The sequence below is a fragment of the Robiginitalea sp. genome (genome assembly GCF_982776155.1).
The window spans coordinates 70,607-87,061 of the sequence record NZ_CEXZKX010000005.1; the positions used below are offsets into that span (position 1 = coordinate 70,607).

Genomic DNA, 16,455 nt, shown 5'->3' on the forward strand with positions numbered 1-16,455 from the left:
CAGGCAATGATACAGTTCGACGAACCCATCTATTTTTACCTGCTGCTGGTCATCCCGGTACTGCTGGTGCTGTATCTCGCCCACCATATCTGGAAGAAACGCACCCAGCGCAAGTTTGCAGACCCTCGGTTGCTGCGGCGCCTGGCACCGGACCGCTCCCTCTTCAAACCGCAACTGAAACTCCTGCTGTTCCTGCTGGGCCTGGCCTTCCTGATCCTCGGGTTGGTCAACCCCAAGATGGGCACCAAACTGGAGACCGTCAAGCGGGAAGGGGTGGACATCGTATTTGCCGTTGACGTTTCCAAGAGTATGCTGGCCGAAGACATCGCCCCGAACCGCCTGGAAAAGGCCAAGCGCCTCGTATCCGAAATCATCAACGAACTGGCCAGCGACCGGGTGGGGATCATCGCGTACGCCGCCCAGGCCTTCCCCCAGCTGCCTATCACCACGGATTACGGGGCGGCCAAAATGTTTTTGCAAAGCATGAATACGGATATGCTTTCCTCCCAGGGGACCGCCATCCACGAAGCCATCGAACTCGCAGCCACCTATTTTGACGATGAGGAGCAGACCAACCGGATCCTCTTCCTGGTTTCCGACGGGGAGGACCACGCCGAGGACCAGGTAATGGACGCCATTGAACAGGCCACCGACCAGGGTATCCGCATCTTTACCATCGGGGTGGGGAGCGCCCGGGGAGCGCCCATCCCCATCAAGCGGAACGGGGTCCTGGAAAGCCTGAAAAAAGATGCCCGGGGGGAAGTGGTTATCACGCGGCTGAACGAACCGATCCTGGCGGAAATCGCCTCGGAGGGCAATGGGGAATACATTCCGGGGGCCAATACCGCAGCTGCCGTGGAACAGATCAGCGGGCTGCTCCAGCAAATGGACAAGAAGGAATTCGAGGCCCGGCAATTTGCCGAGTTCAAAGACCAGTTCCAGTGGTTTCTGGGCGCAGGGCTCCTGCTGTTGTTTTTGGATATTTTTGTACTCGAGCGCAAAACCGGCTGGCTCAGGAAACTGGATTTGTTTAATGAAAAGAAAGCTGCCTGAATGAAACGGATCGCATTTTTCACCCTGGTAATAATGTCCTGCGCCGGCTGGGTACGGGCCCAGGAAGCCGGTGCGCCGGATCCCAAGGCGATGGATGCCTCCCGGGAACTGACCCGGGAAGCCAACGAGGACCTGTCCGAGGACGATTTTGTGAGCGCTGAGGCCAACTACCGCCGGGCCATTGCCAAGAGCCCCGAAAATACGGCTGCCCCTTACAATCTCGGACACGCCTACTACCGCAACGACAGCTACGGGGAGGCATTCGGCCGCTTTAAGGAGGCCGGGGAACGGGCCGGGGAAAAGTCCCAGAAACACAAGTCCTACCACAATATGGGCAACGTGTTTATGAAGCAGAAAGATTACAAACAGGCGGTTGAAGCCTATAAGGAGGCCCTCCGCAACGACCCGACAGACGAGGAGACCCGCTACAACCTGGCCCTTGCCAAGGAGCTGCTGAAAAAAGACCAGGAACAACAGAAGCAGGACGAGGAAAACCAGGAGCAGGAACAGGAAGACCAGCAGGAGGAAGAGCAGCAAAACCAGGAACAGAACGAGGGCGATAACGGGGAACAGGAGCAGGAGGAAGACCAGCAGCAAAGCGGGGGCGAAGACGAGCAGGAGGAAAACCGGGAAGGCGACGGGGACCGCAAGGAGGAACAGGACCGCAAGCCGGAACAGAACCAGGAACAACCCCGCCCGAATCAGCTGTCGCCCCAGCAAATCCAGAACCTGCTGCAGGCGATGGAGAACGAGGAGAAGAAAGTAAAGGAAAAAATTGACGCCCAGAAGGTCAAAGGGGCCCCGGTTAAAACTGAAAAGGACTGGTAGATGCGGATACGGGGCTGGATCATATCGTTATTTCTGGCCTTCTCGGCCACTGCCCTGCTGGGGCAGGAGGACGGGGAAGTTACCTTTGAGCTGAAACTGAGCAAGGAGCGGCTCGGGGTTAACGAACGCCTGCGGGCCGATTTTGTGATGAACAAAGACGGGGACAATTTTGTGCCGCCGGATTTTGAAGGGTTCCGCGTGTTGATGGGGCCCTCCCAGTCCATCAGCTCCTCCTGGATCAACGGGGTGCGGTCCTATTCCAAGACGTATACCTATGTGCTGGCCCCAGAGGCCAAAGGCCGGTTTACCATCGGTCAGGGAACCATCGTCATCTCAGGGGAAGTCTATAAGACCATCCCCCGGGAAGTCACCGTCACGGAAGCCGTGGACAACCCGAACGGCGCCCCATCCGTAGACGAAATCGCCGACGAGAACCTCCACCTCGTTGCTGAGGTGTCCAAGACCAACCCCTACATGAACGAACCGGTGAGCGTGGTGTACAAACTCTACTTCAGCTCCACGGTGGGTGTTTCGAATTTCAGGCCCCTGGACAACCCGAAATACAACAATTTCTGGAGCCAGGAAATCCCTTTCAGCAAATACAGCATCGAAAATGGCACCTACGGCGGCCAGCCCTACCGGTACGTCGTGCTGAAACGGGTGGTCCTCTACCCTCAGAAAAGCGGCGAACTCGCCATAGAGCCCCTGGCCCTGGAGGTTTCCCTGGAGGTACCCACGGACAAGCGGAACTTTTTCGGGGAGCGCATCTACGCCACTGCGAATAAAACCGTCTCTGCCGGCCGGCGGACGCTGCAGGTACGCCCCCTGCCGGAAGCCGGGAAACCGGCAGGCTTCAGCGGGGCCGTCGGCGACCTGGATTTTGAGGTAACGACCAGCAAAACGAGCCTCAAGGCCACGGAATCGCTTCAGGCCACCGTGTCGGTGAGCGGCAGCGGAAACCTGAAACTCTTCCAGTTGCCAAAGCTCACGCTCCCGAGTTCCCTGGAGGTCTACGAACCGGAGTTCAGCGAAGACATACGCACCACCATCAGCGGCATGCAGGGTTCCGTTTCCGAGCAATATACCATTGTCCCGGGGTTCCAGGGCAAGTATCCCATCCCCCCCATCAACTTCTCCTGGTTTAACCCGCGCACGGAAACCTACGAAAGCATGAGCTCCGACGAGATTACCATTGAAGTCACAGAGGGGCCCACGGCTGTTGCGGCCAGTACACCTGCAGCCCCCGGAGCCATTAAATCGCCGGTGATTTCGGGCAACCAGTTTTATTTCATCAAGCTGCGGCCGGAACTCAGCAGCAAAACCTGGAGCCCGTTCTTTGGAAGCCGGGCTCATATAATCTGGCTGCTGGCACCCCTACTCCTCATCCCTTTGTTTGTCGTCCTTCGAAAAAAACAGGAGGAGCGCCAGCGGGATGTAGTCGGGAACAAGGTGAAGCGGGCCAACCGCCTGGCGAAGCGCTACCTGTCCCGGGCGCGCAAGCTACTCGGGCAAAAGGACGCCTTCTATGTTGCCCTGGAACGCGCCCTGCACAATTACCTGAAGGCCAAACTGAAGATCGAAACCTCGGAATTCAGCAAGGACAAAATCCGCGAATTGCTCACGGACCGGGGCGTGGCTTCGGACGCCGTCGACGATTTCACCCGGTTGCTGGAAAATTGCGAAATGGCGCGGTACAGCCCGTTTTCGAGGGTGCAGATGCAACAGGATTACGACAAGGCGAGCGAGGTGATCACCGAACTGGATAAATCCCTGTAAAATGAAGCGGATACATAGGATACCCATCTTGCTCCTGATGCTCCTGGCCGCCCCGCTCGGGTGGTCGCAGGCGGATTCCCTTTTCCATAAAGCCACGGAGGCTTACAACGAAGGGGCATACGAGGAGGCCGTCGGCTATTACGAAGCGATCCTCGGGGACAACCGGCATTCCGCCGCCCTCTATTACAACCTGGGGAACGCGTACTACAAAATGGGGGAAATCGCCCCGAGTATCTACTACTATGAAAAAGCGCTGCTCCTGGACCCCGCGGACCCGGAGATTCGGAACAACCTCGCCTTTGCGCAGAACATGACCCTCGATGCCATCCAGCCGCTCCCGCAAACCGAAATTTCCCGCGCATACGAAAGCCTGCTCTACCGGTTTGGCATCGACCAGTGGGCCTACCTGGGGATCGCTTTTATGATCTTGTTTGTCCTCGGTTCTCTGGCCTTTTATCAGTTGTCGAGCCCGAACAAAAAACGGATAGCCCTGCTGGCCGGGCTGCTGTTCCTGCTGCTGGCCACCGCATCCACGACCCTGGCATACCTCCAGCACCGGGCTTACCTGCAGGACCAGCCGGCCATAATCTTTGCCGGGGAAGTTGCGGTCCGGACCGAGCCCAACCGGGGGTCGGAGACCGCTTTTCAGCTGCACGAGGGAACCAAAGTTCAGGTGCGCGACTCCCTGGCAGACTGGCGAAAAATTGAACTGGAAGACGGGCAGACCGGCTGGATGCCCGCTGAAGCCCTCCGTTTGCTGAAAGACTTTTAAAATTTAGTTAACAGGACGGTTCCGTATACTTTCTTATTTTTGCGGCAACCAATACGCGTATGCCATCCAAGCCATTTCTTATAGCAATCCTGGGTTTCTGGGCGCTGTCCATTATCGGTTCGCCCCTGGCCTGGCTATATCAATCCGAGGAGACCATCGCGATTACCATGAATACTGCCGAGGAAGAGTCTGGAAAAACCGTTAAGGTAGATCCCCTCGAAGAAAAACTGATCATTCACAACCTCATGCCCTATTCCGAAAATTGGGCATATTCCATTCCCCGTCCGGGGTTTAGTTCCACCTGTGACGAATCCGATTTTATCGGGGAAATCCTCCTGCCACCCCCCGAAGTACAGTTGTACGCCTGATTACGCCAATTAATAACAGCTTACTAATCTCCGCGCCCCGGTAACCGGGTCTGCGGAATCAATTCGTTCTTCCATGTTTAAACATATCAAGCAGGATCTTCCTGCAAGTATCGTCGTCTTTTTTGTGGCTATCCCGCTATGTCTCGGGATTGCCCTGGCCAGCGGGGCCCCCCTGTTCTCCGGACTGATTGCCGGGATCATCGGGGGAATCGTCGTCGGCGCGCTCAGCGGCTCCCACATTGGGGTCAGCGGCCCGGCAGCCGGGCTTGCCGCCATCGTCCTCACGGCCATCGGGGCCCTGGGGGGGTGGGAAAACTTCCTGGTAGCCGTCGTCCTGGGCGGCGCCATCCAGATTCTCTTCGGCGTTTTGCGCGCCGGGATCATCGGCTATTATTTTCCTTCTTCCGTTATTAAAGGAATGCTCACCGGTATCGGGATTATCATCGTCCTGAAACAGATTCCGCACTTCTTCGGATACGATTCAGATCCGGAAGGGGATTTTGCCTTCTTTCAGGTAGACGGGGAAAACACCTTCTCCGAGGTGTTCAACGCCCTGAACAATATCTCCCCGGGAGCGACCATCATCGCACTTATCGGCCTGGGCATCCTGATCCTCTGGGAGAAAGTACTCTCCAAGAAGGCCAAAATATTCCAATTGATACAGGGGCCCCTGGTGGCCGTGGTTGTCGGAATCCTTTTTTATGTTTTCACCCAGGGCAACGAGCTCCTCGCTATCGCCCCCGAACACCTGGTGAGCGTTCCCGTTCCCGAGGATGCTGCATCTTTTGTCTCCCAGTTCAGCTTCCCGAATTTTGCGGTCATCGGCCGGCCGGAAATCTGGGTTACCGCCTTTACCATTGCCCTGGTGGCCAGCCTGGAGACCCTCCTCTGCGTGGAAGCCACGGATAAACTCGACCCCGAGAAACGCGTAACCCCCACCAACCGCGAGTTGCTGGCACAGGGAACCGGGAATATGCTTTCCGGCCTCGTTGGCGGCTTGCCCATCACCCAGGTAATCGTCAGGAGTTCGGCCAATATCCAGTCCGGCGGGAAGACCAAACTGGCCGCCATCATGCACGGCTTTTTCCTGCTGATCTCGGTGATCCTGATTCCGACATTGCTCAACATGATCCCGCTGTCCGTGCTGGCAGCCATCCTTTTCCTGGTGGGTTATAAACTGGCCAAACCTTCGCTTTTCAAGGAGATGTACATCAAGGGCTGGAAACAATTCGTCCCGTTTGTAGTTACCGTGGTGGGGATTATCTTCACCGACCTGCTGATCGGGATCGGACTCGGACTGGGAGTCGGCATCGTCGTGATCCTGATCAAGAGCTACCAGAATTCCCACTTCTTGCATATCCAGGAGAAAGACAACGGGAAGCACCGGGTAAAAATGACCCTGGCCGAGGAAGTTACGTTTATCAACAAGGGCGCTATCCTCAAGGAACTGGACAGTCTGCCGGAAAACACCTATCTTGAACTGGATGTGCGTAAAACCCGTTACCTGGACAACGACATCATCGAAATCCTGGACGATTTCGCGCTGAAAGCGAAAAACCGGAACATCGACATCCTGCTGATTTCCGAGCGGGGCGAAGCTCACAATCCGCCGAGCTACCTGGAATTTTTCAACCTCCGCCCCAAGAAAACTGCATAAGAACCTAAACAATTATCACATGAAAGCACATACTAAAGAAACCCAGGCAACCATGACGCCTGATAAGGCATTGCAATTCCTCAAGGAGGGCAACCAGCGGTTTCAACAAAACCTGAAAGCCAACCGCAACCTGCTCGAACAGGTCAACGATACGGCAGAAGGCCAGTTCCCGTTTGCCACCATCCTGAGTTGCATCGATTCCCGGGTATCCGCCGAGCTCGTATTCGACCAGGGCCTGGGGGATATCTTCAGCATTCGCATCGCCGGCAATTTTATCAACCAGGACATTCTGGGAAGTATGGAATTTGCCTGCAAACTGGCAGGAACCAAATTGCTGGTGGTTCTCGGCCACACGAGTTGCGGGGCCGTAAAAGGGGCCTGCGACCACGCGCGCCTCGGTCACCTGACCACGCTGATCAACAAGATCGAACCGGCAGTCGCTGCGGTAAAAGAACCCCAGGACGAATCCCTGCGGAACTCCAAGAACCTGGAATTCGTGGACGCCGTATCCGAGGTCAACGTCAAAATGGCCATCGACCAGATCCGGGAGCAGAGCAAGATCCTCAGCGAAATGGAGAGCGACGGCGAGATTGCCATTGTCGGCGCCATGTACGACATCAGCAACGGGGCTGTGACGTTTTACGAGTAATCCCGGGCCTGATTCCCCGGGGACAGGAACCCCCAACGAAAAAAGCCGGCACGCACTTGCGCGCCGGCTTTTTCAGTTTTTTGTTTGTATCTTCTGGTGCCACAAGCAACCGCAACCATGAAGCAACTTTTTGCCCATTTCAGGGGAGACCTGTTCGGGGGAATCACCGCCGGGATCGTCGCCCTTCCCCTGGCCCTGGCCTTTGGGGTCAGCTCCGGGCTCGGGCCGAGTGCCGGCCTCTACGGGGCTATTTTCATCAGCTTTTTCGCAGCCCTTTTCGGGGGGACCCCCACGCAGATATCCGGGCCCACCGCTCCAATGACCGCGGTGAGCATGGTGATCATCGCCAGTATCATCGCCGTCAACGACGGGAGCGTGGAACAGGCCATGCCCGCCATCCTCACGGTATTCCTGCTCGCCGGGCTGATGCAGATCGGCCTCGGCCTAGTAGGGCTGGGCAAATATATCCGGTATATCCCCTACCCGGTTGTTTCGGGCTTTATGACGGCTATCGGAGTAATTATCATCGTCACCCAGATCCTCCCTGCCCTGGGATATTACCCCAAGGAGGACGAAGAATTTGTAAGCCGATTCAAGCCTCAGGCAGAAGAGCTTCTCCTCGAAAATATCCTGAAAGAAGAAGCGGGGGAAGGTATCCTCGTACTCGAGAATTTCGAAGAAACCATCAACCGGGCCGATGAAATCACCGAAGCAGCCATCCGGAAGGAATCCGCCACCCTCGCGGCCAAAGAGGCCAGCGGGGTAATCGGCGCCCTGCGGGTCATGGATCGGGCACTGAACAACATCAACTGGCTGGAAGTAGCCCTGGCCCTGGCGACCATCTTTATCATCTACGGGTTCAAACGGATTACCACCGCCGTCCCCAGTACCCTGGTGTCCCTCCTGGTGGTCTCGGGTGCTGCCGTGGGCCTGGGCCTGGACTACCGGCCCATCGAACAAATCCCCGAAGGCTTCCCCATCCCGAATCTGGAAATCCTCACGGAATTCCGGCTCGGCACCATTACCCCCTATGTTTTTACTGCGCTGACGCTCGCCTTGCTGGGGGCCATCGACTCCCTCTTGACCTCGGTGGTGGCCGACAACATGACCAAGACCAAACACAAACCCAACAAGGAACTGGTGGGCCAGGGGATTGGCAACAGCATCGCGGCCGTATTCGGCGGCCTCCCTGGGGCCGGCGCCACCATCCGGACCGTTGTGAACATCAATTCCGGGGGTAAAACGCGCCTCTCCGGGATGATTGCCGGCATCCTTTTGCTGGTGGTCCTGCTGGCCCTCGGGCCTATTGCCTCCCAGATCCCGGCAGCCGTCCTGGCGGGGATTCTGATTACCGTAGGGATTGCCGTGATGGACTACAAGGGCCTCCGCGCCATCCCCAGCCTGCCCAAGGATATTACCCTGGGGCCCGTCAAGCTGAGTTCCGAGGTGATTGTCATGCTGGTGGTACTCGTGTTGTCCACCTTCTGGAACCTCGTGTATGCAGTGGGTATCGGCCTGGTGATCGCCTCCCTGATGTTCATGAAAAAAATCGGCGACCTGACGGCCCAGCGGTCGGACGTGAAATCCCTCAACGATGAAAAGGCCTGGCCGGACGAAGGTGCCTTTCCTGTAAAACTCCGGGAAGAGGTGTTTATCAAGCATATCAAGGGGCCGTTGTTCTTCGGGACCACCAGCGATTTCCAGAGCCTGGCCGACCAGATACCCCCCACAGCCCAGGCGGTGATCCTCCGCCTCGGGAGGATGCAATACATGGACCAGTCCGGCCTCTACGCCATGGAAGACGTGCTGCAGGAATTGCAGAGAAAGCAGGTCATCCCCCTGTTCGTGGACATCCAGGATCAGCCGCGGTATATGATGTCGCGAATCGACATCATCCCGGACCTCGTGCCGGAGGAGCATATTTTTGAATCCTTCAGGGCCTGTGTGGCCTGGGTGCGGGAGAATATCCCGGATACCGTTTGATCGGGTATCCGCCCGGGGCGTTTTGAAGGGTGAAATGCCTTTCCGGTTGCCGGAATTGTTTACCTTTGTCCCTGCTTTAAAACCCTGGACGCTTGCCGCGTCCGTGCATCGAGCAGCATGATCGACCAACTGAAAGAACATCTGGAAACAGTACGGGAATTCCAGGCGGACACCCCGGAAGCCATCGAAGCGTTTCGCATCAAATACCTCGGCAAAAAGGGGTTGCTAACCGCTTTTTTTGCGGAACTGAAAAACGTGCCTGCGTCCGAAAAGCGGGAATTCGGCCAAACCGTAAACCAGCTGAAAAATGCAGCTGCGGAAAAGGTGGACGCCCTGCGGGAGGCCCTGGAAGCCGGGAAGCAAGCCGAAACGCGCTACGGCGACCTCACCCGCCCCGGGAAGCCCCTGGAAGTGGGCTCCAGGCACCCGATTTCACAGGTGAAATACCGGATTATCGATATCTTTTCCCAGATTGGGTTTACCGTGTCGGAAGGCCCGGAAATCGAAGACGACTGGCACAACTTCACCGCCCTGAACCTGCCGGAATACCACCCGGCCCGGGATATGCAGGACACCTTTTTTATCCAGACCGACCCGGACATCCTCCTGCGGACACACACCTCGTCGGTTCAGGTGCGCTACATGGAAAACAACAAACCGCCCATCCGGACCATTTCGCCCGGCCGGGTTTACCGAAACGAGGCCATTTCTGCGCGTTCGCATTGCTTTTTTCACCAGGTTGAAGGCCTGTATATCGACAAGGGGGTTTCCTTTGCAGACCTGAAGCAAACCCTCCGCTATTTTACCACCGCCCTCTTCGGCAAATCCAAAATCCGCCTGCGTCCCTCCTATTTCCCGTTTACCGAACCCAGTGCGGAAGTAGATGTGTACTGGGGGCTTGAAACCGAGACGGACTACCGGATGACCAAAGGCACCGGATGGCTGGAAATCATGGGCTGCGGGATGGTAGACCCGAACGTACTGGAGAACTGCGGCATCGATTCCAAGACGTATTCCGGGTTTGCCTTCGGCATGGGTATCGACCGCATTGCGCTCCTGCTCCACCAGATCCCGGATATCCGCCTGCTCAGCGAAAACGATGTCCGCTTCCTGCGCCAGTTCCGGAGCCTGCGCTGATCAGCGAAGGGGGAATCCTTTAGCCGCCCACCAGGGGTGGATTTCAATTTCGAGCCGGCCGGCGCGGACAGCCGGATCCAATCGGGCCAGGGAATCCGCCATTTCCAGGGTTGGCACGTTGTAGATGGTCACGCCCCGGATGTCCCCGTCATCCCCGAATGGCCCGGAAATATCCGCGTATCCCAATTCGTACATACGCCCCAGATGGGCCAGGTGCAACTGCTGCAGGCTGTCTGCCTCCTCCTGGCTCTGCGAACGGGAACCGCCCCGTTTCAGGAAGGCCATGAAATACTGCTGCATCAGTACGGTATCCCCGGTTTTCTCATCGACGTAATCAAATACCTGGTACCCTTCGGAAACCAGGTTTTCCCGCAGTTCCCCGAAGCTTTTTTCCCTACTCGTCCCCGCAGCGGGTTCCCCGGACGGCGATTCCGGTAATCCGGGCGAATCCGCAGGCGTGTTGGGGGATTGTTCGCCGCAGGCGCTCAGTGCTATGGCCAGCATAAAGATGCCGGCTCCGTATATCAATCGTTCCATGTGCTATAGGGTTTGATACTTAATTGCGAATTGTAATAAGCCGGATTGCCGGTTACCTCCTCCCCAAGCCATTCGGGCCTGGAAAAATCTTCATCGGCACTTGCGAGTTCCACCTCTGCCAGGACCAGGCCGGCGTTTGCATCCCGGAATTCATCCACTTCAAACACGTGGCGCCCGGAGGGCACCTCGTACCGGGTTTTGCGGATCGGGGTATCCGTGCACAGTGCCAGCAGCGATTCGGCATCCCCGGGAGGAATCTCGTATTCCCATTCCTGGCGGGTAGTCCCCGCCTGCGTGGTCAGGCCCTTGATGGTAATCCAGGCCTTTTCGCCGGAGCGCCTCACCCGGATGGTCCGCTCAGGATCCGTGCTTAAGAACCCCTGTACCATTTCCCTGCGTGAGGTGGCGTGGTCCCTGTACGCCCCGGATACCACCAGGAATTTTCGTTCAATCTCAAGCATGAATTCGTATCGGTTCGCAACCCGCTGCCAGGCCCCTTCCGGTTAAATATACCGTAAATTTGCGTATGGAAGAATCGCGGGAATTGCGAAAGATCATCCACATCGACATGGACGCCTTTTTTGCCTCCGTGGAACAGCGCGACCAACCGGAACTCCGCGGCCGTCCCATTGCAGTGGGCGGGGGAGCCAAACGGGGGGTGGTGGCTGCGGCGAGTTACGAGGCGCGTACATTCGGCGTCCGTTCTGCCATGAGCGGGGTACAGGCCCGGCGCCTCTGCCCGGAGCTCGTGTTTGTCAAGCCCCGGTTCGATCGCTACCGGGAGGTGTCCCGTCAAATCCGGGGAATCTTCCTGGAATACACGGACCTGGTGGAGCCCCTCTCCCTGGACGAGGCGTACCTGGACGTGACGGCCAACCGCAAGGGGATGCCTTCCGCTACGCTGATCGCCCGCGAAATCCGCAGGCGCATCCTGGAGGAAACCGGCCTGACCGCCTCCGCCGGGATCTCCGTCAATAAATTTATCGCCAAGGTCGCCAGCGATTTCAACAAGCCCAACGGACAGAAAACCGTCCCCCCGGAAGACGTACAGGAATTCCTGGAATCCCTGGAGATTCGGAAATTCCACGGCGTGGGAAAGGTGACGGCCGAAAAAATGAATGCCCTGGGGATCTTTACCGGTGCCGACCTTCGCAGGCAAAGTGAACATTTCCTCACCGGCCATTTCGGCAAGAGCGGGCACCACTACTACCGGGTGGTCCGGGGGGTACACGACAGCCCCGTGCAGCCCAGCAGGGTCCCGAAATCGCTGGGGGCGGAGCGGACTTTCAGCGAAAACCTTAGCAGTGAAGTATTTATGGTTGAAAAACTGACGAAGATTGCAGAAGAGCTCAGCCGCCGACTAAGGACCCGCAACCGTTCGGGTAAAACGATTACCCTGAAGATCCGGTACAGCGATTTCAGCCTGCAAACCCGAAGCCGCACGCTGGCGGAGTACATCGATTCTCCCGAACGTATCCTGGCGGCAGCCCGGGACCTCCTCTACCAGCAACCCCTTGAGAACTCCGTACGCCTGTTGGGGATCTCCCTGTCGAACCTGGATACGGAAAAAGAGAAAACCGAATCCGGGGAGGATTCGGTTTCCGTACAATTAAAGTTTGAATTTTAAACGCAGGGGCGGGCCTTGTGGGCACGAACGCGGGAAGAGCCCCCTGGGCACGAACACGTAGGCAGGCCCTGGGGGCACGGTGGCCGGATCAGAAATTACAACTGTCGATCTCGGTAACCCGCAGCGTATTGACCATCCCTTTGTCCTTGATCGGCATGGCCGCCAGGCTGATGAGCATGTCGCCGGCTTCCAGGTATCCCTTCTGGCAGGCGATCTTGTTGACGTCTTCGATGGTCTCGTCCGTGGACACAAACCGGTCGTAGTAAAATGCCTTGACTCCCCAGAGCAGGTTCAGCTGGGACAGTATCCGCTTGTTCGAGGTGAATACCAGGATATGCGCGCCCGGGCGCCAGGCGGAAATCTGGAAGGCGGTATACCCGCTGTTGGTCAGCGTGGATATTGCCTTCGCCTTGATTTCGTTTGCCATCAGCGCCGCGTGGTAGCAGACGCTCTTGGTGATATATCGTTTGGTACGGACGTGGGGCGGGTCGTGTGGGACTTTGATGAGTTCCGAGCTCTCCACGCTTTTCAGGATACTCGACATCCGTTCAATAACCTGTACCGGGTAATTCCCCACCGAGGTTTCCCCGGAGAGCATCACCGCATCGGCACCGTCCATAACGGAATTCGCCACATCGTTTACCTCGGCCCGGGTCGGGGTCAGGCTGGTGATCATCGTCTCCATCATCTGGGTGGCGATAATCACGGGGATACGCGCTTTTTTGGCGCGGAGCACCAGCCGTTTCTGAATCAGCGGAACCTCCTGGGCCGGGACCTCCACGCCCAGGTCTCCCCGGGCAACCATCAGGCCGTCGCAGTAAGCGACGATCTTGTCGATGTTGTCCACGGCCTCCGGTTTCTCAATCTTGGCGATGATCGGGATTTTGTGTTCCGAGTGCTTGTTGATCAGCTCCTGGAGGTCCATCAGGTCCTGGCTGTGGCGCACGAAAGACAGGGCCATCCAGTCCACGTCCTGGGAGATGGCAAACTCAGCATCCTTGATGTCCTTTTCGGTCAGCGCCGGCAGGGAAATGTTCGTGTTCGGCAGGTTGACCCCCTTCTTGGACTTGAGCGGCCCGCCCTGGATGACCTTCGCCTTGACGCTGTCCTTCCCGTTGGTCTCGAGGATTTCAAATATCAGTTTCCCGTCGTCCAGGAGGATGCGTTCCCCGGGCTTGACGTCCCTCGGGAAATTCTCGTAATTCATGTACACCTCCTCGGCCGTGCCTTCAAAGGGTTTCCCGGTCTTGAAGAGGATTTCGTCCCCGGGGGCTACCACCACCTCTCCGGACATCACGCCCACGCGGAGCTTGGGGCCCTGCAGGTCGGCAAGGATTGCCGTGTAGAGGCCGAGTTCTTCACTGAGCTCCCGGATCATCCGGATCCGGTTGCCGACATCCTCGTAATTGGCATGGGAGAAATTTATGCGGAAAACGTCCACTCCGGCTTCGATCATCCGGCGAAGGACTTCCTTGTCGCTGGTGGCCGGGCCGAGGGTGGCCACTATTTTCGTCTTTTTATGGCTTGGCATATCTGTTCTAGAAAATTAGGTTCTGTTTGGATTTCAGTTCTGAAGCCTCCAGGCGGTAGGCTGTGATAATTTTTTCGACCGAAAGCAGTCTGGCAACCAGCTTTTGTTCCCCGTCCTCCCCGTCGAGTTTCAGGAAGTAGTCCACTTCCTTTTTTTCCGGGATCAGGTAATGACGCCTGTGGCTGGGTTCATCCGGGAACAGGCCCGCTGCCGGCCCGGCACCCGTGCTGATGCCTGAATTGCGCACCAGGGTCCACTCCCGCTGGTTCGCTTCGTCCTTGTACTGGAACAGGGGAAAATTCACCTGTCGGTCCAATTCCAGATCCTCCCGCAGGCGCCGCAGCTTGATGGAACACGCCTGATTCAGCGCGTATGCCAGGGCGTAGTCCTCTAACTGGCTGTGGATTGCGAAAAGGCCGAAAGTAGTGTCCTGCAACAGGTCTTCCCAAATGTTCAGCGTTGCGCCCATTCCGGTTTTTGACGAATCGTAAATATAACGGTTCTGCCCGAATCCACCTAGTTCAGGGCCTATTCGCTGTCCATTTTATTCTGGAGTGCAAAGAATGCACGTCGCGATGCCTTTTCTTCCGCTTTCTTCTTGGAGGTGGCGCGGGCCTTGGCCAGGATGCGGCCGTCGATATGCAATTTGACTGCAAAATGCTTCACCGGGTCGTTGCCCGTATCCTCATATACCTCAAATTCAAATTCCTTTTTCTGCTTCTGGCACCATTCAATCACCAGGCTCTTGTAGCTGATTACCTGGCCTTCGAGTTGTTCGATATCCACATAGGGCTCAATCACCCGGCTCTGGATAAACTTTTCACAGTACTTGTACCCCCGGTCCAGGTAGATGGCCCCGACCAGTGCTTCAAAGACGTTGCCGTGGATGTTCTCCCCAAAGTGGGCCTTGGGAATCCGGCTTTCGACAAAGTTCAGCAACCCGAGGTCCTTGCCCAGTTCGTTCAGGTGTTTCCGGCTGACGATCTTGGAGCGCATCTTGGTGAGGTAGCCCTCATCCCCGGCGGGTACTTCATTGTACAGGTGCTTGGAGATGATGGTCCCCAGCATGGAATCCCCCAGGAATTCAAGCCGTTCATAATTCATCGGGTGCCCGTTCTTATCTTTCTTGTTGACCGACCGGTGGAGGAATGCGCGCTTATAAACCTCCAGGCTTTTCGGCTTGAACCCCAGGATCCGGCTGATCCCCAAAAAAAAATCCCCATCCTCCTTAGGATGGGAATTAAAGATGTTGCCGGGAAATGTCATACGGGGTTCAGCTTATTTTCTTGAACAATACGCAGGCATTGTGCCCGCCAAACCCGAAGGTGTTGCTCATTGCCACCTGCACATCCCGTTTTTGTGCTTTGTTGAGTGTCAGATTGAGCTTCGGGTCGATATTCTCGTCCACCACCGAGTGGTTGATGGTCGGGGGGACAATCCCGTGTTCCATGGCCAGGATGGAGGCGATGGCCTCAATAGCCCCGGCGGCCCCAAGCAGGTGGCCGGTCATGGATTTGGTGGAATTGATGTTCATTTTCGGCGCATGCTCCCCGAATACCTGGGAAATTGCCTTGAGCTCCGCCACGTCCCCGAGGGGGGTGGAGGTCCCGTGCGTATTGATGGCGTCCACTTCTTCCGGGGAAATCCCGGCGTCCCGCAGGCAGTTCTCCATAACCCGTACCACCCCGATGCCGTCCGGATGGGGGGCTGTCATGTGGTAGGCATCGCTGCTCAGTCCGCCGCCGACCACCTCAGCGTAGATTTTGGCACCGCGGGCCTTGGCGTGTTCGTAATCCTCGAGGATTAAGGACCCGCCGCCTTCCCCCAGCACAAACCCGTCACGGGTTGCATCGAAGGGGCGCGAAGCCGTCTCGGGACTGTCGTTGCGCGTGGACAGGGCATGCATGGCATTGAAACCGCCCATTCCCGCAATGGTTACAGCCGCCTCGCTCCCGCCGGTGACGACCACATCGCAGTGGCCCAGGCGGATGTAGTTCAGCGCATCGATCATCGCGTTGGCCGAACTCGCACAGGCCGAAACAGTGGTGTAGTTCGGCCCCATAAACCCGTGCTTGATGGAAATATTCCCCGGGGCGATATCCGCAATCATCTTGGGGATAAAAAACGGGTTAAACCTCGGCGTGCCATCTCCTTCGGCGAAGTTGAGGACTTCGGTCTGGAAGGTCTCCAGCCCGCCGATCCCGGCACCCCAGATAACGCCTACCCGGAATTTGTCTACCGAATCCAGGTCCAGCCCGGCATCCGCAATCGCCTCGTCAGAACAGACCAGGGCGTATTGCGCAAAGGGATCCAGTTTGCGGACCTCCTTGCGATCAAAAAACTCCATGGGGTCGTACCCCTTCAATTCGCAGGCGAACTTGGTCTTGAACTTTTCTGTATCGAAATAGGTGATGGGAGCACATCCGCTTTTGCCATTCTTCAGGCCTTCCCAATATGCGTCTTTGCTGTTGCCAATGGGGGTAAGGGCTCCCAGACCGGTAACTACTACTCGTCTTAATTGCATGAAAGGAATCTGT

Annotated in this window: 16 protein-coding genes; 10 read left to right on the top strand and 6 right to left on the bottom strand. The window is 57.0% G+C overall.

The genetic code is table 11. The annotated features are described in order from the left end of the window. The first annotated feature begins 6 nt into the window (after nt 1-6). The 9 genes from AC3DKS_RS09900 to pheS all read left to right on the top strand — a co-directional run bounded on the left by AC3DKS_RS09900 (nt 7) and on the right by pheS (nt 10,223). Nucleotides 7-1,053 (top strand): VWA domain-containing protein, encoded by a 1,047-nt coding sequence (locus AC3DKS_RS09900; protein WP_272606994.1) that lies wholly within the window; start codon nt 7-9, stop codon nt 1,051-1,053. Next, entirely contained in the window at nt 1,054-1,881 is an 828-nt protein-coding gene (locus tag AC3DKS_RS09905; protein WP_015753506.1) for a tetratricopeptide repeat protein, read from the top strand. It abuts the gene before it with no gap. Continuing rightward, a complete protein-coding gene (locus AC3DKS_RS09910) occupies nt 1,882-3,657 on the top strand; it encodes a BatD family protein (protein WP_272606993.1) in 1,776 nt (591 codons plus the stop codon). Nucleotide 3,658: 1 nt separating this feature from the next. Then, on the top strand, nt 3,659-4,429 hold the full coding sequence (locus AC3DKS_RS09915) for an SH3 domain-containing protein (protein ID WP_041326978.1): 771 nt from the start codon (nt 3,659-3,661) through the stop codon (nt 4,427-4,429). 59 nt (nt 4,430-4,488) lie between these two features. Then, nucleotides 4,489-4,797: a hypothetical protein gene (locus AC3DKS_RS09920; RefSeq protein WP_015753503.1), complete on the top strand. Its 309-nt coding sequence runs from the start codon at nt 4,489-4,491 to the stop codon at nt 4,795-4,797. A 73-nt stretch (nt 4,798-4,870) separates the two neighbouring features. Further along, the gene (locus tag AC3DKS_RS09925) at nt 4,871-6,454 is read left to right on the top strand and encodes a SulP family inorganic anion transporter (protein ID WP_015753502.1); all 1,584 of its coding nucleotides are present in this window, start codon (nt 4,871-4,873) and stop codon (nt 6,452-6,454) included. Between the two features lie 19 nt (nt 6,455-6,473). Beyond that, nucleotides 6,474-7,103, top strand: coding sequence for a carbonic anhydrase family protein (locus AC3DKS_RS09930; protein ID WP_272606992.1), 630 nt, complete (start codon nt 6,474-6,476; stop codon nt 7,101-7,103). A 117-nt stretch (nt 7,104-7,220) separates the two neighbouring features. Next, nucleotides 7,221-9,086 carry a SulP family inorganic anion transporter gene (locus tag AC3DKS_RS09935; RefSeq protein ID WP_272606991.1) on the top strand — a complete coding sequence of 622 codons (1,866 nt, stop codon included), beginning with the start codon at nt 7,221-7,223 and terminating at the stop codon, nt 9,084-9,086. 117 nt (nt 9,087-9,203) lie between these two features. Beyond that, entirely contained in the window at nt 9,204-10,223 is a 1,020-nt protein-coding gene (pheS, locus tag AC3DKS_RS09940) for a phenylalanine--tRNA ligase subunit alpha (RefSeq protein ID WP_015753499.1), read from the top strand. Here the strand turns inward: pheS and AC3DKS_RS09945 are convergent, their stop codons facing one another. Both AC3DKS_RS09945 and AC3DKS_RS09950 read right to left on the bottom strand, forming a co-directional pair. Then, on the bottom strand, nt 10,224-10,760 hold the full coding sequence (locus tag AC3DKS_RS09945) for a YciI family protein (protein WP_272606990.1): 537 nt from the start codon (nt 10,758-10,760) through the stop codon (nt 10,224-10,226). Further along, entirely contained in the window at nt 10,748-11,221 is a 474-nt protein-coding gene (locus AC3DKS_RS09950) for a CYTH domain-containing protein (RefSeq protein WP_272606989.1), read from the bottom strand. The genes AC3DKS_RS09945 and AC3DKS_RS09950 overlap by 13 nt, the downstream gene beginning before the upstream one ends. A 65-nt stretch (nt 11,222-11,286) precedes the next feature. Between AC3DKS_RS09950 and dinB the strand changes: the two genes are divergently transcribed. After that, the gene (gene dinB, locus AC3DKS_RS09955; protein WP_015753496.1) at nt 11,287-12,387 is read left to right on the top strand and encodes a DNA polymerase IV; all 1,101 of its coding nucleotides are present in this window, start codon (nt 11,287-11,289) and stop codon (nt 12,385-12,387) included. A gap of 88 nt (nt 12,388-12,475) precedes the next feature. Here the strand turns inward: dinB and pyk are convergent, their stop codons facing one another. From pyk to fabF, 4 genes are read right to left on the bottom strand one after another with little or no spacing between them, the layout of a single operon-like run. After that, nucleotides 12,476-13,918 carry a pyruvate kinase gene (gene pyk, locus AC3DKS_RS09960; RefSeq protein ID WP_041326977.1) on the bottom strand — a complete coding sequence of 481 codons (1,443 nt, stop codon included), beginning with the start codon at nt 13,916-13,918 and terminating at the stop codon, nt 12,476-12,478. Nucleotides 13,919-13,925: 7 nt separating this feature from the next. Then, nucleotides 13,926-14,387 (bottom strand): IPExxxVDY family protein, encoded by a 462-nt coding sequence (locus AC3DKS_RS09965; RefSeq protein WP_015753494.1) that lies wholly within the window; start codon nt 14,385-14,387, stop codon nt 13,926-13,928. Between the two features lie 59 nt (nt 14,388-14,446). After that, nucleotides 14,447-15,184: a ribonuclease III gene (gene rnc, locus AC3DKS_RS09970; RefSeq protein ID WP_015753493.1), complete on the bottom strand. Its 738-nt coding sequence runs from the start codon at nt 15,182-15,184 to the stop codon at nt 14,447-14,449. A gap of 7 nt (nt 15,185-15,191) precedes the next feature. After that, the gene (gene fabF, locus AC3DKS_RS09975) at nt 15,192-16,442 is read right to left on the bottom strand and encodes a beta-ketoacyl-ACP synthase II (RefSeq protein WP_015753492.1); all 1,251 of its coding nucleotides are present in this window, start codon (nt 16,440-16,442) and stop codon (nt 15,192-15,194) included. Nucleotides 16,443-16,455 lie beyond the last annotated feature (13 nt).

Excerpts from the sequence above, each read along its gene's own strand:
- AC3DKS_RS09900 (WP_272606994.1), top strand. The coding sequence starts at position 7 with ATGATACAGTTCGACGAACCCATCTATTTTTACCTGCTGCTGGTCATC.
- AC3DKS_RS09905 (WP_015753506.1), top strand. The coding sequence starts at position 1,054 with ATGAAACGGATCGCATTTTTCACCCTGGTAATAATGTCCTGCGCCGGC.
- AC3DKS_RS09910 (WP_272606993.1), top strand. The coding sequence starts at position 1,882 with ATGCGGATACGGGGCTGGATCATATCGTTATTTCTGGCCTTCTCGGCC.
- AC3DKS_RS09915 (WP_041326978.1), top strand. The coding sequence starts at position 3,659 with ATGAAGCGGATACATAGGATACCCATCTTGCTCCTGATGCTCCTGGCC.
- AC3DKS_RS09920 (WP_015753503.1), top strand. The coding sequence starts at position 4,489 with ATGCCATCCAAGCCATTTCTTATAGCAATCCTGGGTTTCTGGGCGCTG.
- AC3DKS_RS09925 (WP_015753502.1), top strand. The coding sequence starts at position 4,871 with ATGTTTAAACATATCAAGCAGGATCTTCCTGCAAGTATCGTCGTCTTT.
- AC3DKS_RS09930 (WP_272606992.1), top strand. The coding sequence starts at position 6,474 with ATGAAAGCACATACTAAAGAAACCCAGGCAACCATGACGCCTGATAAG.
- AC3DKS_RS09935 (WP_272606991.1), top strand. The coding sequence starts at position 7,221 with ATGAAGCAACTTTTTGCCCATTTCAGGGGAGACCTGTTCGGGGGAATC.
- pheS (WP_015753499.1), top strand. The coding sequence starts at position 9,204 with ATGATCGACCAACTGAAAGAACATCTGGAAACAGTACGGGAATTCCAG.
- AC3DKS_RS09945 (WP_272606990.1), bottom strand. The coding sequence starts at position 10,760 with ATGGAACGATTGATATACGGAGCCGGCATCTTTATGCTGGCCATAGCA.
- AC3DKS_RS09950 (WP_272606989.1), bottom strand. The coding sequence starts at position 11,221 with ATGCTTGAGATTGAACGAAAATTCCTGGTGGTATCCGGGGCGTACAGG.
- dinB (WP_015753496.1), top strand. The coding sequence starts at position 11,287 with ATGGAAGAATCGCGGGAATTGCGAAAGATCATCCACATCGACATGGAC.
- pyk (WP_041326977.1), bottom strand. The coding sequence starts at position 13,918 with ATGCCAAGCCATAAAAAGACGAAAATAGTGGCCACCCTCGGCCCGGCC.
- AC3DKS_RS09965 (WP_015753494.1), bottom strand. The coding sequence starts at position 14,387 with ATGGGCGCAACGCTGAACATTTGGGAAGACCTGTTGCAGGACACTACT.
- rnc (WP_015753493.1), bottom strand. The coding sequence starts at position 15,184 with ATGACATTTCCCGGCAACATCTTTAATTCCCATCCTAAGGAGGATGGG.
- fabF (WP_015753492.1), bottom strand. The coding sequence starts at position 16,442 with ATGCAATTAAGACGAGTAGTAGTTACCGGTCTGGGAGCCCTTACCCCC.